This is a genomic window from Mycobacterium sp. 1465703.0 (assembly GCF_001672975.1).
Lineage (GTDB): Bacteria > Actinomycetota > Actinomycetes > Mycobacteriales > Mycobacteriaceae > Mycobacterium.
In genome coordinates, this window is sequence record NZ_LZKU01000207.1 from 1 (window position 1) to 21804 (window position 21804).

Consider the following 21804-nt stretch of genomic DNA (forward strand, 5'->3'; position numbering starts at 1 on the left):
AAGCGGGCGATGCAAGAGCTCCCGCAGGCGCTGAAGTCAACGCCCAAGATCATCAACCAGACCATCGACGCGGCGGGGGCAAAGCATCCGGCGGGGGCGGCGGGCCACCATCTTCCAGTGCCATAGGCAGGAACATGTGATGCGTGAAGCCAGCCTGGTAGGCGCCCGCGCCGCCGACGTGTACGCCGCCGCGCTCGCCGCTGGAAACCGGTGTCCCGTCCGGCAGCGTCACCGCGGTGTGGCCACCGTTCCAGCCGATGACCAAGGCGTTGGGGGCGGTTCCATACTGAAAGCCGCGCGCCAGCAATGCACCCTCTTCATTTCCGGTGTTGAATCGATCTCCGAAAACGGGCCGTTCGGTCGCCGCATTCGCAATCCACGAGGCAAGTCCCGAACAATCCGTCCCCGCGGGTGAATCCCCACCCGGAATATAGGGCGTGCCGGAGACCTGACTGATCAACGACATCAATGTTGCAATAACGACCATGGCCAGCGAGGCTAGCAATAAGATTTAACGCGAACCAAAATTTGTGGCGCAGGTCATTCGCTGATCAGACAATGACGTACGCCGCACACCGAGCAAACTTGTCGTACACCGGCATATTTTTCGGCCGCCAGTTTCGGAGCAAAGTACGCGCGCTTCAGGATGCCGGTTCTGCAGCCACCCGCGGTCGATGCTCCCACGGTTGCCGGCTAATTCCTGGCGCGGCCTCGTTCGCTTCGCGCAGTCTCACGGTCGACGTCGGCTTGCTCGCGCTTTGCCTGGGCCCGCACACGATTGGCCCGTTCGTCTAAGCGCCGCAATCGCTCCCGTTCTCGCTCGGCGGCCGTGCCCTCGCGTTCGTCCGCGCGCTGCTCTCGTTCGTCTGCCACCCGCTCGCGGTCGTCCGCGATTCGCTCGCGCTGATCGGCGACCCGATCTCTCCTGCCGGCCTGGAATTCGCGTCTGTTGAGGTCGGCCTCGCGCTGGGCGAGAGCTTCTTCGCGCTCATCGAGCCCGTGAGCCCGGCGTTCCAACTCCGCGGGCGGCACGACACCATTCTCGGCGGCCACCAACTCACCCTAACGCTGAGTGGCCCACCCTTCGACCCCCCACGCGCGACGGGCTCCCGCCACAAGGCGGTCCTTCCTCAGAGGGGAGTCCATATTCCGTTGTTCCAGAGCCCCCAATTACCGGCGCCGGTCGGGTTCCACATCAGCTGCGCGCCGGGTGCCCACGGCGGTTGCGGTGGCTGCGGCGGCGCCCATGCCGGCGGCGGACCCCAGGGCCCCCACCCCGCTGGCGCGTTCGGTCCTCCCGGACCTGGCCAGTCGTGGCAGCGATGCCAGTCCCAGTCCAAGACGCTGGGCCAGGCCGGGTTCCATGGATCGCCTGGGCACCAGTGCCCGGTGGGTGCCGGGGCGGGGGCGGCCCGGACAACGGTGCCGCCGGCCAGACCCGAAACGGACAGCGCCAGCCCACTCCCCACCAGCACACTCAGGAACCGCCGCGTCCACGGCCCCGCACGCCCTACAGTCGCCATCTCCTAAGAATTTCCCGCAGCGGGGATCCGGGCAAGTGGCAATTCGGGTTCGTCCCGGGTTCTGGAACGTCTGACGGCGGATGCGCGGAGCGCCGTCAGCAGCAATCGCGACCGCGCCAAGCTTTGACCCCTTCGGCAATGGCGAGGCCCGCGATCACCAGTCCGACCGCCGGATCCAGCCACCAGCCTCCCGGCCAGACTGCGAGCACGCTAAGCGTTGCCAACGCTGCGGCGGCCTGAGCTGCGCACAGGTAATTCTGTTTGCCCTCTCCGGCTGTTGCTGGTGATTGAAGCCGTCGCCCCAGTCTCTGCTTGGCCCAACCCAACAGCGGCATGAGCACCAGTGCCAGCGCGGTCAAGGCGATGCCGATGACCGAAGTCTCGGGGCGCGCTTCGGTGAGCAGATTGTGAACCGATTGCGCGGCGATGTACGGAGCGATGAGCCAAAACGAAACTGCGATACCGCGTTGCGCTTGCCGCTCGGCCGTCTCCGACATCATTCGCGAACCCGTAAACCGCCACACGACAACCAAACTCGCCACTCCCTCGACCGCGCTGCCGAGTGCCCAGCCGATCAAAGAGATTGAGCCCGTTGCGAATCCCTGCCAGAGGCCAAGCGCACCCTCGGCGCACATCCATAGCAGGCTGGCCCAGGCGAGCCAGCATGTCCAGGTCGCGGCGTGCACCCATTCGGTGACGTGCTCGCGGGTGTCGATCGGGCGCCACATCGACTGTGCCGCAGCAATCGCAACCCTGCGCGCACGTGCCACTCACGAAGCAAGGATAAGACGCCCGCGCTGCAGCGGCCCAGATGCAAGCAGAACCCTGCGACGTCGCCGGGGGTCACACTCCGAACTTGGCCCGCGCCTCGTCCGTCACCGGAGTGAACAGGTTGACCAGATTTCCGTCCGGATCGCGGAACAACAGCGCGCGGTTCCCCCACGGCATCGTCGTCGGCTTGGTCACCACTTCGGCTAGGTGCTCGCGCAGCCGTTCGTATTCGGAGTCGACGTCCTCAACGATGAACTCCAGGATGGCGCTTCGGTTGGCCGCGGGTTCGGCGGATCCTTCGGCGAATAGCGGGACGGTCTTGTCGCTGCCGATGGCCAACGTGCCGATCGGTGTCGGGACCTCGGCGAACAGCTCATTCCCCCAGATCGCGGAGGCTCCGGTGACCATCTCGTAGAAATCGACGAGCCGCCTGACGTCGGCGGTGATGATTCGGGTCGAGATGAATTTCATGCGATCTCCCTGCAGGCACAGCGGTGCCGTCAATGTGCGTTGTCTGAGCACGGAATGCTAAACGCCGCCACTGACAACCCCCACGCTCTCGATTATCGGGCTTTAAGGGTTCTCCTGGCCTGCCGGGCGATACCCGGCACCGTGTTCGCCAGGTCTGGCCGAGCCTTGGCGAAAGCACGGATCGCGCGGTAGAACGACCAAAGTTGGCGTGGCGTAGGGACTTTCGGTATCCATGCCACTCCCAGTGAATCCCGTTGATCGGGTCGTCGAAGAACACCGCGTAGTAGCCGGGCCAGTACTGCGGGTAATCCTGCGGCTCATCGGTAACCGGGATAGCTCGCCCGATCAAGAATTCGCGATGGAATCTATCGACCTCGGCTCTGCTGCGCGCCCATAACGCAATGTGGTTGATGCCGACCGCCTGGTCGGTGTGCGTCAGCTTTCCGCCGGTGCGGGCGGGCTGGATGCCGATGTAACTGTGCGGGTTGGCATTACGCGTCATGTAATACGTCGACTGGTACTCCATGTTGAGCGACGAGAAGCTGCTGTAGCCGAGCCAGCCGAACAACGCGTCGTAGAACTCGATCGAATCGTCGTAGTCCAACACCGCGAACTCGACATGACACACACCCCGCCACCGCATCGCGCCTCCTCAGATCTCCTTCACAATGCAGGACCTGAAGGGCGCAGAGCTAGGTCGGCTTAGGCCTTGGCGTTGAAGCGGAGTTCGACCACGTCACCGTCGAACGTCAGTGGCCCGGTGCGTCGTCTCCACGGGTGTCTCATCAGCGACGGCTTTCCGGCGCTCGAAGAGCAAGGGGTAGATCACACCACCGATAAGCCCCCCGACCAGCGGCGCCACCCAGAACACCCATAGCTGGCCGGGTGCGCCCGCCCCGTTGAAGAACGCGACGCCGGTGGACCGGGCCGGGTTGACCGAGGTGTTGCTGATCGGGATGGAGATGAGGTGAATGAGCGTGAGCGACAGACCGATGGCCAACGGGCCGAATCCCCGCGGGGCCCGAATATCGGTCGCTCCGAGCACCACCATGAGAAAGAACGCCGTCAGCAACACCTCGGCCGCGATGACGGCTCCCAGCGAATAGTGGCTGGGCGAGTGGGCGCCGTATCCGTTCGCGGCCATGTGCCCGACGGGTGAGAATCCGGGTTTTCCCTTCGCGATGAGCAGCAACGCTGCGCCTGCTAGTAGGGCACCCACCACCTGGGAGATCCAGTACACCGGGAGATCCCTCCAGGGCAGTCGGCCGCCCACCGCGGCGCCCAGACTGATCGCAGGGTTGAAATGCCCGCCCGAGATGTGGCCGACCGCATACGCCATGGTGACGACGGTGAGGCCGAAGGCCAGTGCCACTCCGAGGAAGCCGATGCCCAATTGGTAGGTGCCGTTGCCATCCTCGGCTTGGGCGATCTGTTTGGCCGCAAAGATGGCGCTGCCACAGCCACCGAACACCAACCAGAATGTGCCGAACAGCTCGGCTGCGGATTTCGAAACCAGCGACGACGATGTCATGTGCCGTCCTCCCTTAGAAGATGCCTTCGCGGGTAGTTGCCGCCTGTGGGCACCTCAAACATCTACCGATCGGCCGACTACCGCATACTTCGCGGGCCTAGACGTTGAAGCGGAACTCGACCGGATCACCGACTGTCACACCTCAACCTGAGCTACCGGGGGACGTCGAAGTAGTCGCGCCAGGCGGTGATCTGGTCGTCCGTCACCTCGAAGGCACCCATGCAGCGCGCGGCGACTTTGTTCCCGTCGTAGATGAAGTGATCGATGCGCTCGGTCAAGACCACATTGCCGTTGACTGCGATGTTCAAAAGCTCCAACTCAGCCGAGTCCATGCGCTGCACGTAGCCTTTAACAGCCTCGCGAATCTCGTCGTGCCCGCGATGCACACCCAGCGCCACGTTGTCCCAGACGCCGTCGGGATGGAAGTGGCTGACGATTTCGTCGACATCGAGGCCGTGCCACGCATTCAACTCAGCACGCACTACGTCTTCGGGGGTCACCGCACCTCCAACCACTGGCGAAGATAAACCGCAGTTCAGAGTACGTAGCGTTGTCGACTTGCGCCCGACTTTGAACGAAGTGGCGCAGGAGACTAAGCCTTCTTCTGCTGACTAGACGTTGAACCGGAACTCGACCACGTCGCCATCGGCTTGATGACCAGAAAGCGTACTCACTGAGCAGGCGTCAGACGCATGACCGGAATCTTGCGCGCGTCGCCACTTCGCTTGTCGTGCAAAGCGAACACCCGCGCCAGGCGATCGACTGCAAGACCATACAACCGGTCGCGGTCGGCGTCGTCGGTGACTTCTTTCGCCGTAAAGGAGCCCCCACGAGGTCCGATGTGCAACTCGCATGTCGGATTGGCTCGCAGGTTGTGGTACCAAGCCGGATTACGTGTGCTTCCGTAATTCGACGCGATGAGGACGACGTCGTCGCCATCAGTGAAATACCCAAGAGGAACGTCGCGGCGCTCGCCGCTTTTTGCACCCAGCGAAGTCAACACCACCATCGGTATCGCCGGGTTGAGCTTGAGGCGGCCGCCAGAAGCCTGGATCAATCGTGCTTCAAGGGGGGCCGCTACCCTTTTCCAGACCGCCAGACCCGTTTTGCTTGCGAATATGGGTCCACCCATCCACCACCAGATTCGCCGCCGCCAGGGCCCACGTGACTGCAGATCGGCGCGCCGGATTCCGTTGATGCAGTCCCGCTGACTCATCGGACGATGATAAAGCTCTCGGCCAGCCGCGGTCCGCCGATCAGGCCGTGCGCTCCTACTATTTGGTCCTTGACGCTTGCCCGTGTCGGAATTCCACCACGTCGCCATCGGCCATCACGTAGTCCTTGCCCTCCATGCGCACCTTGCCGGACGCCTTGGCCGCCGCCATGGAGCCGGCGGCGATCAGGTCGTCGTAGGAGACGATCTCGGCCTTGATGAATCCCTTTTCGAAATCGGTGTGAATCACCCCGGCGGCCTTCGGTGCGGTGTCGCCCTGGTGAATCACCCACGCGCGCGCCTCTTTTGGGCCCGCCGTCAGGTAGGTCTGCAACTTGAGCGTGTGAAAACCCGCCCGCGCCAACGCATCCAGTCCACGCTCGGTTTGGCCGATGGACTCCAGCAGCTCGGCGGCCGATTCGTCGTCCAACTCCTGCAGTTCGGCCTCGATCTTCGCGTCCAGAAACACCGCGTCGGCAGGTGCCACCATGGCGCTCAACTCGGCCTTGCGGGCATCGTCGGTCAGCACGGATTCATCGGCGTTGAACACGTACAGAAACGGCTTGGTGGTCATCAGATTCAGCTCGCGCAGCGGTGACACGTCGATACCGGCCGCGAAGAGCGTCTTGCCCGAGTCCAGCACGGCCTGCGCGGCGACGGCCGCCCCGTGCACGGGCTTGCGGTCCTTGTTGTTACGAGCTTCCTTCTCCAGCCGCGGGATGGCCTTCTCCAATGTCTGCATGTCGGCGAGGATCAGCTCGGTCTCGATCACCTCGATGTCGGAGCTCGGGTCGACCTTGCCGTCGACGTGCACGACGTCGTCGTCGGTGAACACCCGCACCACCTGGCAGATCGCGTCACACTCGCGGATGTTGGCCAGGAACTTATTGCCCAGCCCGGCACCCTCGGAGGCGCCCTTCACGATTCCGGCGATGTCGACGAATGTCACCGGCGCCGGCACGATCTTCTCGGAATCGAACATCTCGGCCAGCTTGTCCAGCCGGGGATCGGGCAGCGGGACGACGCCCTCGTTGGGCTCGATCGTCGCGAACGGATAGTTGGCCGCCACCACGTTGTTCCGGGTCAGCGCGTTGAACAAAGTCGACTTGCCGACATTGGGCAAACCCACTATTCCCAGGCTCAGGCTCACAGGGAACCAAGTCTAGGGGTCTGGGTACCGCCCGGCGCCGCCGACCGTAAGTCGGGCGAATAGCGCACCCGACAATGGCACGCCCAGGATCCCTACGAGGTATTTACGGGCCTTTCGGCCCATTCCCGGTACGGTCTACATGTGTCAGCACAGCGGGCAAGTGCGACGGTGGACAGTGCTCACCGTTCGATCCACCCAAACATCCCAGGCGTCCCGTGGTACGCGGCCCTACTTCTCGCTGTGACCGCGACCGCCATCGGCTACGGAATTGACGCAGGTCACAAGGAACTGACCCACGTCTTCGCCGGCTTCTATATCGCCGGTTGCGTGGCGGCGGTGCTGGCCGTGCGCCAGGACGGCATCTTCACCGCGATCATCCAGCCGCCACTGATTCTTTTCGCCGCGGTCCCGGGCGCCTACTGGCTGTTCCATGACGCCAAGATCGGCCGCCTCAAAGACCTGCTGATCAACTGCGGCTATCCGCTGATCGAACGCTTCCCGCTGATGCTGGGCACCGCGGGCGCCGTGCTGGCGATCGGACTGGCCCGCTGGTATTTCGGAAACGCTTACAAGCCAAGCACAACGGCGAGAACGTCGGATGACGCCGCCAACGGGGGCGACGTCAAGTCCTTCTTCAACGGCATCGTCGCCAAAGCGCAGTCGGTGCTGGGGTCCGACGCCGACGTCGACGACACCGACGACGCGTCGGTTTCCCGCCGCGCCCGCACGTCGGGCTCCTCGTCGCGCACCCGCCGCACCACGCGCACTACTCGCTCGTCCACACGCTCGAGCCGGAGCCGCTCCCGCCATTCACGCGAACCACTGGGCGATGGGTCTGAAGCGGTCGAGCGGCCCGAACGTCCCCGGCGGAGTACCCGCCGCAGCAGCGCGTTGGATCGCGATTATGACGCCGCCGAGCCGCCCCGGCGGTCGCGGCGCCGGCCGCGGCCGGAGACCGACGCCGATCTGCGCGGCCAATCGGCCCGGGAAGGGCGTCGCGAACCTCGCACCCGGCGCAATCCCTATGAGCGGCCCACACCACGGAGCAGCCGTTTCGACGCCTTCGAGTCTTACGGTGACAGGTATGACCCGGCCAGCGGCCCGGATTCGCCAGGCCGCTACGGGAGCCGCTATGAAGGCCGCGAGCCCTACGAGCCGACGTATGAACCGAGGCGCCGCCGGCCCCCGTCAAGCGGCAACAGCAGCACCCATCACCCCATCTCGCAGGTCCGCTACCGCGGCTCCGGCCCTGTGGACCCGCCGAACGAGCCGCACACCGAGCGGCGGAGCCGCTCGCGGACACCCGGGCGATCGCACGGACGGCCGCCGGTGGAATCGTGGGAGTACGACGGCTAGCGGCGATCGCGAGCGCGGCTCGGCCGGGCGCCGCGGGTCGCCGCGAGCGGCCTGAGACGCTCAGCGACTCAGCGAACTGACCGGATTTCCCGCGGCAAGGCGAACACCAGGGTCTCCTGCGCTGTGGTGACCGGTTGCACCACGTCATAACCGCATTCGGCGAGGCGCGCCAGCACGCCTTCCACCAGGACCTCGGGGACCGACGCCCCCGAGGTGACGCCCACCGTGGTGACGCCTTCCAACCACGCCGGATCGATGTCGTCGGCCCAGTCGACCAGGTGGGCGGCGGCGGCCCCGCCGCCCAATGCCACTTCCACCAGCCGTACCGAATTCGAGGAGTTACGGGAGCCGACGACAATCACCAGCTCACATTCCGGTGCCATCGCCTTGACCGCGACCTGCCGGTTCTGGGTCGCGTAGCAAATGTCGTCGCTGGGCGGATCCTGCAACTTGGGGAACCGCTGACGTAGCCGCTCGACGATTTCCATGGTCTCGTCGACTGACAGCGTGGTCTGCGAGAGCCACACCACCTTGTTCTCGTCCCGGACCGTCACGTTATCCACGGCGGCGACCCCGTCGACCAGCTGCACATGGTCGGGCGCCTCCCCTGCAGTGCCGACGACCTCCTCGTGGCCCTCGTGACCGATGAGCAGGATGTCGTAGTCGTTGCGCGCGAAGCGCCTGGCCTCGTTGTGCACCTTGGTCACCAGCGGGCACGTGGCGTCGATGGTGTGCAGGTCACGGTCGGCGGCCGCCGCGTGCACCGTTGGTGCGACGCCGTGCGCAGAGAACACCACGATGGCCCCTTCGGGGACCTCGTCGGTCTCCTCAACGAACACCGCACCGGCCTTCTCCAGAGTTGTGACGACGTGCCGGTTGTGCACGATCTCATGGCGCACGTACACCGGCGGTCCGTGCTTTTCCAGAGCGCGCTCCACGGTCTCCACGGCCCGGTCGACGCCCGCGCAGTAGCCACGCGGTTCGGCCAGGAGCACTCGCTTACGGGCTGAGTCGCTGGCTACCGATCGCGCTGGTCCTCCCACAAGGCCGGGAATCCCCATGTCGATAGTCGGCGGCATGACGTCCAGGGTACTTACTGCCGACACGGGGTTGCCAGCTCGCGCGGCTGGGCTTGGAGTTAGCCGTCGCTTAAGGCAATCTTGGACCCATGGGCACTGCACCGTATGGAGTTCGGCTGCTGGTCGGCGCGGCAACAGTCGCTGTCGAGGAGACCATCAGGCTGCCGAAAACCATCCTGATGTACCCGATGACACTGGCCAGCCAGGCGGCGCACATCGTGATGCGCTTTCAGCAGAACCTCGCCGAACTGGCGATTAAGGGCGACAGCACCCTCGAATCGATTTTCCCGCCCAAGGACGAGAAGCCGGAGTGGGCGACCTTCGACGAGGACCTGGATGACGCGATCGAGGGAGCTTACACCGCGCTGCAAGACGGCGGGGAGGGCGACCGCAGGGCAGAGGGCCGATTCGCGCTCTACTCGGTGGCCGACGCGCACGAAGACGCCAGTGCCCTGACCAAGCCCACCCGGCAGTCGACGAAGCCGACGGCCAACGCCTCGGTTCCGCAACCGGCGGTGGTCACCGATCTTGACTACTCCACGCTGACGCTGGCCCAGCTGCGGGCCCGTCTGCAGTCGCTGAGTGTGGACGACCTCGAAGCCCTGCTGGCCTACGAGCAGGCCACCAAGGGCCGGGCACCGTTCCAAACACTGCTCGCCAACAGGATCACCCGCGCGAACGCGAAGTGACCCCAGCCGTTACTTCCGAACCGAACTCCGCCGAGAACCCGTTTCCGGTGCGCGCGGTGGCCATCCGGGTCGCGGGCTGGATCGACAAGCTGGGCACCGTCTGGGTGGAGGGCCAGCTTGCCCAGATCTCGATGCGGCAGGACTCCAAAACCGTGTTCATGGTGCTGCGTGACCCGGCCGCCGACATGTCGCTGACCGTGACGTGCCCGCGCGATTTGGTGCTGAACGCGCCGGTGAAGCTGGCCGAGGGCACCCAGGTGGTGGTCCGCGGTAAGCCGTCCTTCTACACCGGTCGGGGCACATTCTCGTTGCGGCTCAGCGAAATTCGCGCAGTCGGGGTGGGCGAGCTGTTGGCCCGCATCGACCGGCTGCGCAGGCTGCTGGATGCCGAAGGGCTTTTCGACCCTCGGCTCAAGCGACCAATACCCTTCTTGCCCAATATGATCGGGTTGATCACCGGCCGGGCCAGTGCCGCTGAACGCGATGTGACCACCGTGGCGGCGGCGCGCTGGCCCGGGGTGCGCTTCGCGGTGCGCAACACCGCGGTCCAGGGCCCAACCGCGGTCGCGCAGATCGTCGAGGCGCTACGGGAGCTCGATCACGACGCCGAGGTCGACGTCATCGTGCTCGCCCGCGGCGGCGGCAGCGTGGAGGACCTGCTGCCGTTTTCCGACGAGACGCTGTGCCGCGCTATCGCGGCCTGCCGCACTCCGGTGATCAGCGCGGTCGGCCACGAACCCGACAACCCGCTGTGCGATCTGGTCGCCGATCTGCGGGCCGCCACTCCCACCGACGCCGCGAAGAAGGTGGTGCCCGACACCGCCGCCGAACAGCGGCTGATCGACGACCTGCGCCGGCGAAGCGCGCAGGCATTGCGCAACTGGGTCTCTCGCGAACAACGGGCGCTGACCCAGATACGCAGCCGACCGGTGTTGGCCGAACCGCTGGCGGCATTGACGATGCGCGCCGAGGAGGTCCACCGGGCCCGGTCGGCGATTCGCCGGGACATCACCCGGCTGGCCGCCACCGAGACCGAGCGCATTGGCCACCTGAGCGCGCGGCTGGCGACGTTGGGGCCGGCGGCCACCCTGGCCCGCGGCTATGCCATCGTGCAAACCACTGTGCAAGCCATCGGGGCGACGACAAGTCAGGTGCTCCGTTCGGTCGACGACGCCCCAGCGGGTACGCGGTTGCGGGTGCGGGTGGCCGACGGCGCCGTGGCCGCGGTGAGCGAGGGACGGACCGATGGCAGCTAAAAACGAAAGCAGCGGCGGCTCCGGTACCCCAGAAGAGGACGAATCTATTACACCTATTAGTCGTCTCGGCTATGAGGCTTGCCGCGACGAGCTGATCGAGGTCGTCCGGGTTTTAGAGCAGGGCGGTTTGGACCTCGATGACTCGCTGAAGCTATGGGAAAGAGGCGAACAACTGGCTAAACGCTGTGAAGAGCATTTAGCTGGCGCTCGCAAGAGAATCGAGGATGCACTCGCCGCGGGTGACGCTGAGGACGCCTGAATGCGGCGTGCCGGGGCGCTGGATTGATAGTTTTTTGGCGAACTGGAACACGTTTCAGTTCTTCTCGGCTATGCTGGCCGGACTATGGGTGATCCATCACTGACGGCCGAACTCGGCCGCGTCCTGGTCACCGGGGGCTCTGGTTTCGTCGGCGCCAACCTGGTCACCACCTTGCTCGACCGCGGATATCAGGTCCGCTCCTTCGACCGTGCGCCCTCGCCGCTGCCGCCACATCCGCAGTTGCAGGTGCTGCAGGGCGACATCACCGACACGGCCGTGTGCGCCCAGGCGGTCGACGGCATCGACACCGTCTTCCACACCGCAGCGATCATCGACCTGATGGGCGGAGCGTCGGCGACCGAGGAGTATCGGCGACGCAGCTTCGGTGTCAACGTCGGGGGGACCGAGAACTTGGTGCACGCCGGACAGGCGGCCGGAGTGCAGCGTTTCGTGTACACCTCGTCCAACAGTGTCGTGATGGGCGGCCAGAACATCGCCGGCGGCGACGAAACACTGCCCTATACCGACCGGTTCAACGACCTGTACACCGAGACCAAGGTGATCGCCGAGCGATTCGTCCTCGGCCAGAACGGGTCGCCAAATGGAGGGGCCGGCCTGCTGACTTGTGCGATCCGGCCCAGCGGCATCTGGGGCCGAGGCGATCAAACGATGTTCCGCAAGCTGTTCGAGAGCGTCATCGCCGGTCACGTCAAGGTGCTGATCGGCCGCAAATCAGCCCGGTTGGATAACTCCTACGTGGACAACCTGATTCACGGTTTCATCCTGGCGGCCGAGCACCTGACGCCCGGCGGTAGCGCACCGGGCCAGGCGTACTTCATCAACGACGGCGAGCCGATCAACATGTTCGAGTTCGCCAGGCCGGTGGTCGAGGCGTGCGGCGAAAAATGGCCCCGGGCAAGGGTGAACGGCCCCATCGTGCGCGCGGCGATGACCGGGTGGCAGCGGCTGCATTTCCGGTTCGGGATACCGGCGCCACTGCTCGAACCGCTCGCCGTCGAGCGGCTGTACCTGGACAACTTCTTTTCGATCGCAAAAGCCTCTCGCGACCTGGGCTACCAACCCCTGTTCACTACCGAACAGGCGTTGTCGGAATGCTTGTCGTACTACGTCGAGATGTTCAACCAGATGAAGCGACAAGCGCTGGCGGACAAGGCATCCGCTGCACCCGCCAGCGGTAGAGCGGGCTAGCGGAAACTCACCATTTCGCTGCCCCAGGCGGCGCGGATGTTGGCGTCGATATCGTGTGCGACGGTGTCATTGCGACCGATGATCAGGCACGCACGGTCGTCTTCCGCATACGGCGTCCACTCCGGCTCGCCCGCAGGCCCGGCCGGCTTGCCGTGTGCGGCGAAGTTGGTCCACCGGGCGCGCAGCCTCTTCGAGACCGTCTTGGCGGTTTTGCTGCCGCCCAGCTTCAGGGTGGGGTCCTTGGGTGCGCCGAGATTGCCCCAGACGAACGGCAATTCGGTGGCGTGCGCGGCCCCGACCATCAGCAGCTTCAGCAGCGGGGTGGCGTAATCGAACCGGTACAGATAGACCGGCGCCACCCGGCTGTGCCCCTCAGCGACCCACACCGACGGCATCCGGAAGCCGACATCGGTCGCGATGCTCAAACTCCTTGCCTTGCTTCGTAATCGCGAATACGCCGAGCCGATCTCCGCTTCGGTGGGCAACTGCAGATCGGGTTGTTCGGCGGCAATCTGGTCGAACATCGATGTGATCGCGCGCGGAGTAATCGGCATTAGCGGCGACCTCATCAGCCTGAACAGCGCCGCCTCGTGTTTGTTGGTGCCGATGATCAGCGGGACCGGATGTGAGCGGCCTTCTTGGGCCACCTTGACCGGGTAGTCGCGCAGTACGTCGCCGTCGACGATCGGGACGAACGCCAGCGTTCCCGGGTTACGCACCGGCACTTCGTCGAAAACCTGTTGCGACGCAGCCAGAATGGCCGCCATCGGCACATCGACCAGCCGCTGCGACTCCGACGCGGCGATGCCCAGCCTGTCCAGGAAGGCTTCGGCCACCCGGCCGGCCCGCTCGCGGTCGTACACCGAGGTGGCCGGCGAACTTTGTGCGATCGCCCGCGCGAACAGGCCCTCGGCCGCCGGACTGGCCAGCAGCGACGTCACCATCCCGGCCCCGGCGGACTCGCCGAACAGCGTGACCCGTTGCGGGTCGCCACCGAAGGCCGCGATGTTGTCGCGCACCCACTCAAGCGCGGCCAGCGCGTCGCGCAGCCCGACGTTCGAGTCGAAGTGCCGCCCCGCGGTGTCGAACGACGACAGGTCGAGAAACCCGAGCACGCCGAGCCGATAGTTGACGGTCACCACGACGACGTCGCCGTGGCTGACCAGTCTGTGGCCGTCATATAGCGTCTGGCTGCTCGATCCCAGCACATAGGCGCCGCCGTGCAGCCAGACCATCACCGGTTTGGCGTCACCGGGTTGGGTATCGGCCGATGCCCAGACATTGAGCCGCAGGCAGTCCTCGCCCTGCGGAGCGCCCAAATCCAATGGCATGTTGGGAAATACGGGCTGCGGGCAAGCCGGCCCGAAAGCAGTGGCGTCGGCGACCTCGGTGTACCGCGCGGGCGGTTGCGGCGCCCGGAAACGCAACTCGCCCACGGGCGCTGCCGCGTACCGAATACCTTTCCACGCCTTGACTCGGTCCTGTTCGAGGCCGCGGACCGGTCCGTAGCTGGTTTCGACCACAAGATCGTCGATTGCCATGCGCGTACAAAATCTCCTGAAACGAACTTAGAAAAGGCGTTGGGTAAGGAACTCGACTACCCGCTTGCGGGCTTCGTAAGCGGGGTGGCCGTCGACTTCGCGGACTTCGTCGGTGAGCACCGAGTGCGCCAGTTTGCCGAAGCCGTGTTCATTGCCGGGGCCCGAGTCGATGTCGATGACCTCGAAGGCGTCGCCGAGGCGCTGCTTGAGCGTCACGAACCGCTCGGCGGGCGCCGTTTTGTCCTCGCTGAACCGCAGCCCCATGGCGCACAAGCCGTCGTTGGCGCACCGATCGGCCACGGTGGCCAGTTCGGATTCGCTCAACCCGGGATCGCGGCGCCGCGCGGCGCCCAGCGGGAACGGGACCGACGGCTGCGAAAGCACCGGCGCCAGCACGCTGTCGTCGACCGCGGCGGCCAGCGCGAATCCGCCGGTGAAACACTGGCCGATCACGCCGACCCCCTTGCCCGGCGTCGATGCGTTGAGATCACGGGCCAGCGCACGCAGGAACAGCGACACCGGTCGCTGTTTGTTCAGCGCGAGCGCAGCGAATTCCCGTGCCACACACGCGCGCCCGATGCTACTGGCGATGTAACCGGCCGTCTTGGCCTTGCCCGGCTCGCCGAACAGCGACGGCATGGCGACGGTGAAGCCGTTGTCCACCAGGTGATTACCCAAGGCCAGCACGCCGGGGTGGATTCCGGGAATCTCGGGGATCAGCACCACTCCGGGGCCGCTGCCCTTGCGGTAGACGTCATGGGTGTATCCGCCACCGCTGAACGGTGCGGCCGACCATCCGGATAGATCAGCCTCTGGTGCAGTCACGTTGGGAGGATTCCTTTGCTTGCGCGGGCGAGCTAGCGGCTCGGCAAAGGCGGTTGCGTTTGCGTCGCCGACGCCAGCGTACGGAACTGATCGGTGTTTCCGGCGCCGGTTATCGCAATTTGGGTGGAGCCGCCCGCGCTGCTCAGGCGGGTCGTCCATATCGGCTCGGCGTCGGCGCCGCTCTGCCCGGAACCCTGGTAGACCACCCAACTGGTGCCGCCCACGTCGACCGTTCCGGTCGGGTAGGCCGACGGATGGATCGAACCGATGAGTTTGTCCTCGTCGGCGTTGGTCTGGGTCAGGCTCAGATACAGCCCGGTCGGACTGATGTAGCCGACGGTCGAGGTGGGCGCGTTGTGCCGTTGACCGCTCGCCGGGTCGGTGCGGCCGCCCTGGATGCCGGCGCGGTGGCCGGAGTTGGCCTGCCAACCGGCGGGGAGCTGTGGTTGGCGGATGGGAAAGCCGAGCGCGGACGCGTCCGCACGCAGCGCCGCCCCGGCGTCATAGGACGGGACGGCGCCCTGGTGGCTGCCGAGTTGAAACGAACACATACCCAGCATGCCCGCCAGCACAATGCACCCGATCACCAGCGGGATCAGGGACCAGAACATGTCCCGGCCGTCCTGCAACAACCGGGGTTTTGCGGGCGTGGGAGCCGGTCCAGCCTGGGCCGACGGGTTGCCGTCCGGCTTCCCGTCAAGCTGGGCATTCAGGGGTGGCTCCTCCGTCATCCCCCAAGTATCCCAGTTCCAGCGGACCGATCCGCTTCTGGGAGAATCACCACCATGACAGTTGAGGGCGACCGCTCGACCGCCGCCACCGGCCGGGCCCCCGCGCAGGGGCGACCGCGCGGTGAGGCACCAGATCGCAACCTGGCTTTGGAACTGGTACGCGTCACCGAGGCCGGTGCCATGGCCGCAGGTCGCTGGGTCGGCCGGGGCGACAAAGAAGGCGGCGACGGCGCGGCCGTCGATGCGATGCGTGAGCTGGTCAACACGGTGTCGATGCGTGGCGTGGTCGTCATCGGCGAAGGCGAAAAAGACCACGCGCCGATGCTCTACAACGGCGAAGAGGTCGGCAACGGCGACGGCGCGGAGTGCGACTTCGCCGTCGACCCGATCGACGGCACCACGCTGATGAGCAAGGGCATGCCCAACGCCATTTCGGTGCTGGCGGTGGCCGACCGCGGCGCGATGTTCGATCCGTCGGCGGTGTTCTACATGAACAAGATCGCCGTCGGGCCCGAGGCCGCGCATGTGCTCGACATCACCGCACCGATCGCCGAGAACATCAAGGCCGTCGCCAAGGTCAAGGCGTTGTCGGTGCGCGACATGACCGTGTGCATCCTGGACCGGCCGCGTCACGCGCAGCTGATCGAGGACGTCCGCGCAACCGGCGCCCGCATCCGGCTGATCACCGACGGCGACGTGGCCGGCGCCATCTCAGCCTGCCGGCCGCACTCGGGTACCGACATGCTGGCCGGGATCGGCGGCACGCCGGAAGGCATCATCGCCGCCGCCGCGATCCGATGTATGGGCGGCGCGATCCAGGCGCAACTGGCTCCCACGAACGATGACGAACGCCAGAAAGCCGTCGACGCCGGCTACGACCTCGATCAGATATTGACCACCGAGGACCTCGTGTCCGGTGAGAACGTCTTCTTCTGCGCCACCGGGGTCACCAACGGTGACCTGCTCAAGGGCGTGCAGTACTACCCCGGTGGCTGCACCACCCAGTCGATCGTCATGCGGTCGAAGTCGGGCACCGTCCGGATGATCGAGGCCTACCACCGGCTTTCGAAACTCAACGAATACTCCGCCATCGACTTCACCGGCGATAGCTCCGCCGCCTATCCCCTGCCCTGACCGACCGATCGAAGAACGAGGAAGCCACTCCATGGCCTTTAACAGCCCTGAAGACGCCGACACCGAGTACCGCATCGAACACGACACCATGGGCGAGGTCCGCGTACCCGCAAAAGCGTTGTGGCGCGCGCAAACTCAGCGCGCGGTCGAAAACTTCCCGATCTCGGGCCGCGGCCTGGAACGCACCCAGATCCGCGCGTTGGGCTTGCTGAAGGGCGCCTGCGCGCAGGTCAATAAGGATCTCGGATTGCTGGCGCCGGAGAAGGCCGACGCGATCATCGCCGCGGCCGCTGAGATCGCCGACGGCCAGCACGACGACCAGTTCCCCATCGACGTCTTCCAAACCGGTTCGGGAACCAGCTCGAACATGAACACCAACGAGGTGATCGCCAGCATCGCCGCCGCCAACGGTGTGACGGTGCACCCCAACGACGACGTCAACATGTCGCAGTCGTCGAACGACACCTTCCCCACCGCAACCCATATCGCGGCCACCGAAGCCGCCGTGCGCCACCTCATCCCGGCGCTCGAAGTGCTGCACGACGCCCTGGCCGGCAAGGCCCGCGAGTGGCACACCGTGGTCAAGTCGGGCCGCACCCACCTGATGGACGCCGTCCCGGTGACGCTCGGCCAGGAATTCAGCGGATACGCCCGGCAGATCGAGGCGGGCGTCGAGCGGGTGCGCGCGACGCTTCCCCGGCTCGGTGAACTGGCGATCGGCGGCACCGCGGTCGGTACCGGCTTGAACGCTCCCGACGGATTCGGCGCCAAGGTGGTCGAAACGTTGGTCGCTTCCACTGGCCTGAGCGAATTACGCACCGCGGCAAACTCGTTCGAAGCGCAGGCGGCGCGCGACGGGCTGGTGGAGGCTTCCGGTGCGCTGCGTACCATCGCGGTATCGCTGACCAAGATCGCCAATGATGTTCGCTGGATGGGGTCAGGACCGCTGACCGGCCTGGCCGAGATCCAGCTGCCCGACCTGCAGCCGGGCAGCTCGATCATGCCGGGCAAGGTGAATCCCGTTCTGCCCGAAGCCGTTACCCAAGTCGCCGCCCAGGTGATCGGTAACGATGCGGCGGTCGCGTGGGGCGGCGGCAACGGCGCCTTCGAGCTCAACGTCTACATCCCGATGATGGCCCGCAACATCCTCGAGTCGTTCAAGCTGCTGACCAATGTGTCGAGGCTGTTCGCCGAGCGCTGCATCACCGGGCTGGCGGCCAACGTCGAGCACCTGCGCGAACTGGCCGAATCGTCGCCGTCCATTGTGACGCCGCTGAACTCGGCGATCGGCTACGAGGAGGCCGCCGCGGTGGCCAAGCAGGCGCTCAAGGAGCGCAAGACAATTCGCCAGACGGTGATCGACCGCGGCCTGATCGGCGACAAATTGTCGATCGAGGAGCTCGACCGGCGTCTCGATGTGCTGGCGATGGCGAAGGTCAAGCCCGAAGACTGAGCCGCCCATCAGGGGGTGACGGCAGATGGTCGATGAGAGTAAGGGTGGTTTTCCATGACGGTTCCTCCCGGCGGTCCCTACGGCCAGGGGCCTTACGGAAGCAATCCCTATGGGCAGGACCCGAATTGGGGCGGCCAACCGCCGGCCGGCGGTCCGGGCCCGTATCCGCAGGGCGGTCCCGGCCCTTACCCGCAGGGCGGTCCCGGCCCTTACCCGCAGGGCGGTGGCGGGCCCTACCCGCCGGGCGGCCAGTACCCCTACCCGCCGCCGGGCGGCCAATACCCCTACCCGCCCGGTGCTCCTTACCCGGGCCAGCAGTATTACCAACCGGGACAGCAGTTTCCGCCCGGCGGCCCGGGCGGCCCCTACCCGCCGGGCCCGCCGCCGGGTGGATCCGGCTCGAAGCTGCCGTGGTTGATCGTCGCCGGTTTGGCCATCCTGGCGGTGATCGCGCTGGTCGCCACCCTGCTGGTGATGCGCGGCGGCCATGGCAACAAGCCGGCCACCGCACCGTCGACAACGAGCACCTCGGTCTCGCAGCCGAAAAACTCCGCGCAGAACGCGACCGATTGCACCCCGAACGTGTCCGGCGGTGAGATGCCCCGGACCGACTCGATCTCGGCCGGCAAGCTCTCGTTCCCGGCCAGCGCGGCGCCGGGTGGGTGGACGGTGTTCTCCGACGACCAGGGCCCGAACCTGATCGGCGGCCTGGGGGTCGCCCAGGACGTGCCCGGGGCCAATCAGTGGATGATGACGGCCGAGGTCGCCGTCACCAATTTCGTTCCCAGCATGGACCTTACGGCGCAAGCCACCAAGTTGATGCAGTGCATCGTGAACGGCCCCGGCTACGCGAACGCACAGCCCACGCTCGGACCGACCAAGTCGTCGTCGATCACCGTCGACGGCACTAAGGCCGCAAGGGTGGACGCCGACGTCACGATCGCCGATACTAGCCGCAACGTCAAGGGCGACTCGGTGACCATCATTGCCGTCGACACCAAGCCGGTCACCGTCTTCATCGGCAGCACGCCCATCGGTGATGCCGCTTCGGCGGGCTTGGTGGCCAAGATCATTGATGCGCTGAAGGTCTCGAAATCCTGAGCTGACCCGGGTGGGCTAACTGGGCGGCCCTGTCGGTGCCGAGACATGGGTGGCCTCGGATCGCCCGCGCAAGACCGTGGAATAGCACTCGGCCCACTGCCGGCGTTCGGCCTGACCCGCCGCACCGATGGCACCCGCCGAACACAGGATCCGCCGGTCGGATGTCTTGGCCAGGTCGGCCAACCGCGCGGCTTCGTTGACGGCGTCGCCGATCACGGTGTATTCATAGCGGTTTTCCGCACCGATGTTGCCGGCGAACACTGGACCCGCTGACACGCCGATGCCGAAATCGACTGGCAGCCGCTGTAATTGGGAGCCGAGCTGGCGAGCGGTCGCCAGCGCCGAGGATGCCGGTTCGTCGGTGGCCAACGGCACTCCGAAGATGGCCAGTGCGGCGTCACCGGCGAATTTGTTGATCAGCCCGTGGTGTTCGTCGACTGCGTTGACGACGATCCGGAAGAAGTCGTTGAGCACCTCGGCGACCTCCTGCGGAGGCCGGCTCTCCGCGAGCTGGGTGGAGCCCACCAGGTCGATGAAAAGCACCGCCGCTTCCACCACGTCTCCCGACAGCGACGCCCCCTCGCTGATGGCGCGCTGCGCCACGTCGGCCCCGACATGGCGCCCGAACAGGTCGCGCAACCGGTCGCGCTCGGCCAGTCCGGTCACCATGCTGTTGAATCCTGTTTGCAAGCGCCCGATTTGGGAGCGCTCGTAGGCGCCGACATAGGTGTCCATCCGGCCGTGTTCGACTTCGGCCATCGCATCGACGACCTCGCCGATCGGGTCCGAGATGGACCGCGAGGTCAAGATCATGGTCGGCATTCCCAGCACCAGCGCCGCCAGCGACACCACCAGAATCGGCACATCCAGCGACGCGGACTTCTCGATGAGCCAACCGTAGGAGCGCAGAACGACCAGGGTCGCGATCACGGCGATAGGGAATGCGCTGCACAGGAACCACAGCAGAACCAGTCGCGCGTAGACGCTGGGCACCGCAAGCCGCGGCTCGGCGCCCAGCGTGGCGGCCCGCATGATGGGCCGCAGAGTGCGCTGCGCGAGCAGCATCCCGGTTCCGGCGGCGGCGGATCCGCCCAGCAGCACACCGAGCACGATGGGCAGCAGAAGTTGTGGCCCGCCACTGAGATTCAGCAGGATGAAGATCCCGCCGCTGCACGCCCAGGCCGTCACCAGGATCGCCGACTGACGCCCGGCCAGCTTCATCACGGCTTCGCGCTGCGCCGGTGTGGGTTCATCACCCGCGACATACCAGCGCAATGTCGGGGCCAGGCTTACCGCGCCGGCCACCCCGACACTGACAAGGGCGACCATGACCAGCAGCACCACCGGTACGGTGTTCTGCCGTGCGAAGTCGGCGTTGGCACCGACCGAAGTGTGCCCCCGCAGCGGAATCAGGATGGCGGCCGCTTCGATCACCGCCAACACATAAGACATGCTCAGATCGAACCCGTATTGGAACATCCACCGCCGAGACGATTTCGGCTGCCGCGTGACGGGCCGCTGCGCCGTCCCGCGCCGGTGCGTCGGCAGCCGATCCCGAAGCCAGCTCACGGTGATCACCCTAGGAAGGTATCCGCGCGTGGTCCGAAATGTGTGCTACGCACCGTTGTTCGGCCCACCGGAGTTCTGCCCGGGAATGTCGGTGATCGGGAAATTGGGCATCGGTTTCGGCGACGGTGTGTTGGGCAGCGTCGGGATGTCGCCGGGCGGAATGTCGTGCAGGCCGTTGACCGGTGGGCCGTTCTCCCGGCTGCCGTAGCTGCTGCCCGGGGCCCGTGACCCCAGTAGGTCGCTGACCGTAACCAACCGGTACCCGTTGGCCTTGAGCACCGGGATGAACTGGTACACCAGATCGACGGTGCTCGAGTACGTGTTGTGGAACAACACCACCGAGCCCGGCTTGATGTAGGTCATCAGCATGTAGCGTGTCGCCGCCGTGTTCGAGTCGTTCGCCCAGTCGAAAGGGATGACGTCCCAGAGGATTTCGGCCAACCCGTATTGCCCGGCGGTCTGGCGCACCACTGGGTCGGACAAACCGCCCGCGGGGCGGTACAGGTTCGGAGTGCGTCCGGTTGCGGCGGTGATCGCGTCATTGGCTTTGGCGAACTGGGCGGCGATGTCTTCGCGCGGGATCGTGGTCATGTTGGGGTGTTCCCAGGTGTGGCTGCCTATTTCCATTCCCGCATCGGCAATGCGCTTGGCACCCGCCGGGTTGGCCGCCACCTTGTTGCCGATCAGGAAGAAGGTGGCCTTGGCGTCGTTCTCCTTCAAGATTTGCAGCAGCCGCTCGTCGAACGGTCCCGGCCCGTCGTCGAAGGTCAACGCGACGCACTTGATCACCGAGCAGCTGAGGTCGTCGGCACGTGTCACATGGCCCGTGAGTCCGCCGACCACCAGCACCGCGACCGCCGCCGCCACGCCGACCACCGTGCGCCAGTAGCGCCAGGCCTGGGTGTCGGGTCGTTTCGGCACCGTCGAAGTTTACCGAAGGCAG

General features: G+C 65.9%; 22 protein-coding genes and 2 pseudogenes. 8 read left to right on the forward strand and 16 right to left on the reverse strand.

From position 1 onward, the window contains the following. Positions 1-85: 85 nt before the first annotated feature. The 10 genes and pseudogenes from A5625_RS19170 to ychF all read right to left on the reverse strand — a co-directional run. Positions 86-487 (reverse strand): annotated as a pseudogene (locus A5625_RS19170) (peptidoglycan endopeptidase); the annotation flags it as partial. Between the two features lie 206 nt (positions 488-693). Then, complete coding sequence (locus tag A5625_RS19175) at positions 694-1053, reverse strand: hypothetical protein (protein ID WP_066997423.1); 360 nt, start codon at positions 1051-1053, stop codon at positions 694-696. A gap of 77 nt (positions 1054-1130) precedes the next feature. Further along, positions 1131-1523, reverse strand: coding sequence for a hypothetical protein (locus tag A5625_RS28540; protein WP_232003760.1), 393 nt, complete (start codon positions 1521-1523; stop codon positions 1131-1133). Positions 1524-1618: 95 nt separating this feature from the next. Beyond that, complete coding sequence (locus A5625_RS19185) at positions 1619-2251, reverse strand: cation transporter (protein ID WP_082984475.1); 633 nt, start codon at positions 2249-2251, stop codon at positions 1619-1621. 115 nt (positions 2252-2366) lie between these two features. After that, on the reverse strand, positions 2367-2765 hold the full coding sequence (locus tag A5625_RS19190) for a VOC family protein (RefSeq protein WP_066997428.1): 399 nt from the start codon (positions 2763-2765) through the stop codon (positions 2367-2369). 92 nt (positions 2766-2857) lie between these two features. Continuing rightward, positions 2858-3408: pseudogene (locus A5625_RS28545) on the reverse strand (VOC family protein). A gap of 93 nt (positions 3409-3501) precedes the next feature. Continuing rightward, positions 3502-4296, reverse strand: coding sequence for an aquaporin Z (aqpZ, locus tag A5625_RS19195; RefSeq protein ID WP_066997432.1), 795 nt, complete (start codon positions 4294-4296; stop codon positions 3502-3504). A 152-nt stretch (positions 4297-4448) separates the two neighbouring features. Continuing rightward, the gene (locus A5625_RS19200; protein ID WP_066997435.1) at positions 4449-4796 is read right to left on the reverse strand and encodes a limonene-1,2-epoxide hydrolase family protein; all 348 of its coding nucleotides are present in this window, start codon (positions 4794-4796) and stop codon (positions 4449-4451) included. A 170-nt stretch (positions 4797-4966) separates the two neighbouring features. After that, positions 4967-5428: a nitroreductase/quinone reductase family protein gene (locus A5625_RS19205; RefSeq protein ID WP_156748382.1), complete on the reverse strand. Its 462-nt coding sequence runs from the start codon at positions 5426-5428 to the stop codon at positions 4967-4969. Between the two features lie 142 nt (positions 5429-5570). Then, a complete protein-coding gene (gene ychF, locus A5625_RS19210; RefSeq protein ID WP_066997442.1) occupies positions 5571-6659 on the reverse strand; it encodes a redox-regulated ATPase YchF in 1089 nt (362 codons plus the stop codon). A 141-nt stretch (positions 6660-6800) separates the two neighbouring features. Between ychF and A5625_RS19215 the strand changes: the two genes are divergently transcribed. Continuing rightward, positions 6801-8015, forward strand: coding sequence for a DUF6542 domain-containing protein (locus A5625_RS19215; RefSeq protein WP_197516156.1), 1215 nt, complete (start codon positions 6801-6803; stop codon positions 8013-8015). A gap of 68 nt (positions 8016-8083) precedes the next feature. Here A5625_RS19215 and A5625_RS19220 read toward each other — a convergent pair whose 3' ends face one another. Continuing rightward, complete coding sequence (locus A5625_RS19220; RefSeq protein ID WP_066997445.1) at positions 8084-9094, reverse strand: 4-hydroxy-3-methylbut-2-enyl diphosphate reductase; 1011 nt, start codon at positions 9092-9094, stop codon at positions 8084-8086. Between the two features lie 89 nt (positions 9095-9183). Here A5625_RS19220 and A5625_RS19225 point away from each other — a divergent pair, with 89 nt between their 5' ends. The 4 genes from A5625_RS19225 (at position 9184) to A5625_RS19240 (ending at position 12507) form a co-directional block, all read left to right on the forward strand. Further along, the gene (locus tag A5625_RS19225; RefSeq protein ID WP_066997448.1) at positions 9184-9783 is read left to right on the forward strand and encodes a lipid droplet-associated protein; all 600 of its coding nucleotides are present in this window, start codon (positions 9184-9186) and stop codon (positions 9781-9783) included. Continuing rightward, complete coding sequence (xseA, locus tag A5625_RS19230) at positions 9780-11039, forward strand: exodeoxyribonuclease VII large subunit (protein WP_066997451.1); 1260 nt, start codon at positions 9780-9782, stop codon at positions 11037-11039. Before A5625_RS19225 ends, xseA begins: the two co-directional genes overlap by 4 nt. After that, the gene (locus tag A5625_RS19235) at positions 11029-11298 is read left to right on the forward strand and encodes an exodeoxyribonuclease VII small subunit (protein ID WP_066997454.1); all 270 of its coding nucleotides are present in this window, start codon (positions 11029-11031) and stop codon (positions 11296-11298) included. Before xseA ends, A5625_RS19235 begins: the two co-directional genes overlap by 11 nt. Before the next feature lie 84 nt (positions 11299-11382). Then, a complete protein-coding gene (locus A5625_RS19240; RefSeq protein WP_066997457.1) occupies positions 11383-12507 on the forward strand; it encodes an NAD-dependent epimerase/dehydratase family protein in 1125 nt (374 codons plus the stop codon). Here the strand turns inward: A5625_RS19240 and A5625_RS19245 are convergent. The 3 genes from A5625_RS19245 to A5625_RS19255 are packed head-to-tail and all read right to left on the reverse strand — an operon-like array spanning position 12504 to position 15604. Beyond that, complete coding sequence (locus tag A5625_RS19245; protein WP_066997460.1) at positions 12504-14048, reverse strand: carboxylesterase/lipase family protein; 1545 nt, start codon at positions 14046-14048, stop codon at positions 12504-12506. The two genes, A5625_RS19240 and A5625_RS19245, sit on opposite strands and share 4 nt — an antisense overlap. A gap of 27 nt (positions 14049-14075) precedes the next feature. Further along, a complete protein-coding gene (locus tag A5625_RS19250; protein WP_066997463.1) occupies positions 14076-14873 on the reverse strand; it encodes a dienelactone hydrolase family protein in 798 nt (265 codons plus the stop codon). 32 nt (positions 14874-14905) lie between these two features. After that, positions 14906-15604, reverse strand: coding sequence for a DUF4245 domain-containing protein (locus A5625_RS19255; RefSeq protein WP_066997466.1), 699 nt, complete (start codon positions 15602-15604; stop codon positions 14906-14908). A gap of 54 nt (positions 15605-15658) precedes the next feature. Here A5625_RS19255 and glpX point away from each other — a divergent pair, with 54 nt between their 5' ends. From glpX to A5625_RS19270, 3 genes are read left to right on the forward strand one after another with little or no spacing between them, the layout of a single operon-like run. Next, a complete protein-coding gene (gene glpX / locus A5625_RS19260) occupies positions 15659-16738 on the forward strand; it encodes a class II fructose-bisphosphatase (protein ID WP_197516157.1) in 1080 nt (359 codons plus the stop codon). A 31-nt stretch (positions 16739-16769) separates the two neighbouring features. Further along, positions 16770-18191 (forward strand): class II fumarate hydratase, encoded by a 1422-nt coding sequence (locus A5625_RS19265; RefSeq protein WP_066997468.1) that lies wholly within the window; start codon positions 16770-16772, stop codon positions 18189-18191. 54 nt (positions 18192-18245) lie between these two features. Further along, positions 18246-19292, forward strand: a complete 1047-nt coding sequence (locus tag A5625_RS19270) for a hypothetical protein (protein WP_066997470.1) — start codon at positions 18246-18248, stop codon at positions 19290-19292. Positions 19293-19307: 15 nt separating this feature from the next. On the opposite strand, the gene A5625_RS19275 is transcribed toward A5625_RS19270, so the two are convergent. Together A5625_RS19275 and A5625_RS19280 are read right to left on the reverse strand one after the other, a co-directional pair. After that, entirely contained in the window at positions 19308-20771 is a 1464-nt protein-coding gene (locus A5625_RS19275; RefSeq protein WP_066997472.1) for an adenylate/guanylate cyclase domain-containing protein, read from the reverse strand. A 135-nt stretch (positions 20772-20906) separates the two neighbouring features. Further along, a complete protein-coding gene (locus A5625_RS19280) occupies positions 20907-21782 on the reverse strand; it encodes a polysaccharide deacetylase family protein (RefSeq protein WP_066997474.1) in 876 nt (291 codons plus the stop codon). Positions 21783-21804: the final 22 nt, after the last annotated feature.

What these genes read in the sequence shown, in the direction of transcription:
- A5625_RS19265 (WP_066997468.1), top strand. Translation starts at nt 16,770, where the DNA reads ATGGCCTTTAACAGCCCTGAAGACGCCGACACCGAGTACCGCATCGAA.
- A5625_RS19205 (WP_156748382.1), bottom strand. Translation starts at nt 5,428, where the DNA reads ATGGGTGGACCCATATTCGCAAGCAAAACGGGTCTGGCGGTCTGGAAA.
- glpX (WP_197516157.1), top strand. Translation starts at nt 15,659, where the DNA reads ATGACAGTTGAGGGCGACCGCTCGACCGCCGCCACCGGCCGGGCCCCC.
- aqpZ (WP_066997432.1), bottom strand. Translation starts at nt 4,296, where the DNA reads ATGACATCGTCGTCGCTGGTTTCGAAATCCGCAGCCGAGCTGTTCGGC.
- A5625_RS19240 (WP_066997457.1), top strand. Translation starts at nt 11,383, where the DNA reads ATGGGTGATCCATCACTGACGGCCGAACTCGGCCGCGTCCTGGTCACC.
- A5625_RS19190 (WP_066997428.1), bottom strand. Translation starts at nt 2,765, where the DNA reads ATGAAATTCATCTCGACCCGAATCATCACCGCCGACGTCAGGCGGCTC.
- A5625_RS19220 (WP_066997445.1), bottom strand. Translation starts at nt 9,094, where the DNA reads ATGCCGCCGACTATCGACATGGGGATTCCCGGCCTTGTGGGAGGACCA.
- A5625_RS19255 (WP_066997466.1), bottom strand. Translation starts at nt 15,604, where the DNA reads ATGACGGAGGAGCCACCCCTGAATGCCCAGCTTGACGGGAAGCCGGAC.
- A5625_RS19185 (WP_082984475.1), bottom strand. Translation starts at nt 2,251, where the DNA reads ATGTGGCGCCCGATCGACACCCGCGAGCACGTCACCGAATGGGTGCAC.
- A5625_RS28540 (WP_232003760.1), bottom strand. Translation starts at nt 1,523, where the DNA reads ATGGCGACTGTAGGGCGTGCGGGGCCGTGGACGCGGCGGTTCCTGAGT.
- A5625_RS19235 (WP_066997454.1), top strand. Translation starts at nt 11,029, where the DNA reads ATGGCAGCTAAAAACGAAAGCAGCGGCGGCTCCGGTACCCCAGAAGAG.
- A5625_RS19270 (WP_066997470.1), top strand. Translation starts at nt 18,246, where the DNA reads ATGACGGTTCCTCCCGGCGGTCCCTACGGCCAGGGGCCTTACGGAAGC.
- A5625_RS19225 (WP_066997448.1), top strand. Translation starts at nt 9,184, where the DNA reads ATGGGCACTGCACCGTATGGAGTTCGGCTGCTGGTCGGCGCGGCAACA.
- A5625_RS19245 (WP_066997460.1), bottom strand. Translation starts at nt 14,048, where the DNA reads ATGGCAATCGACGATCTTGTGGTCGAAACCAGCTACGGACCGGTCCGC.
- A5625_RS19275 (WP_066997472.1), bottom strand. Translation starts at nt 20,771, where the DNA reads ATGTTCCAATACGGGTTCGATCTGAGCATGTCTTATGTGTTGGCGGTG.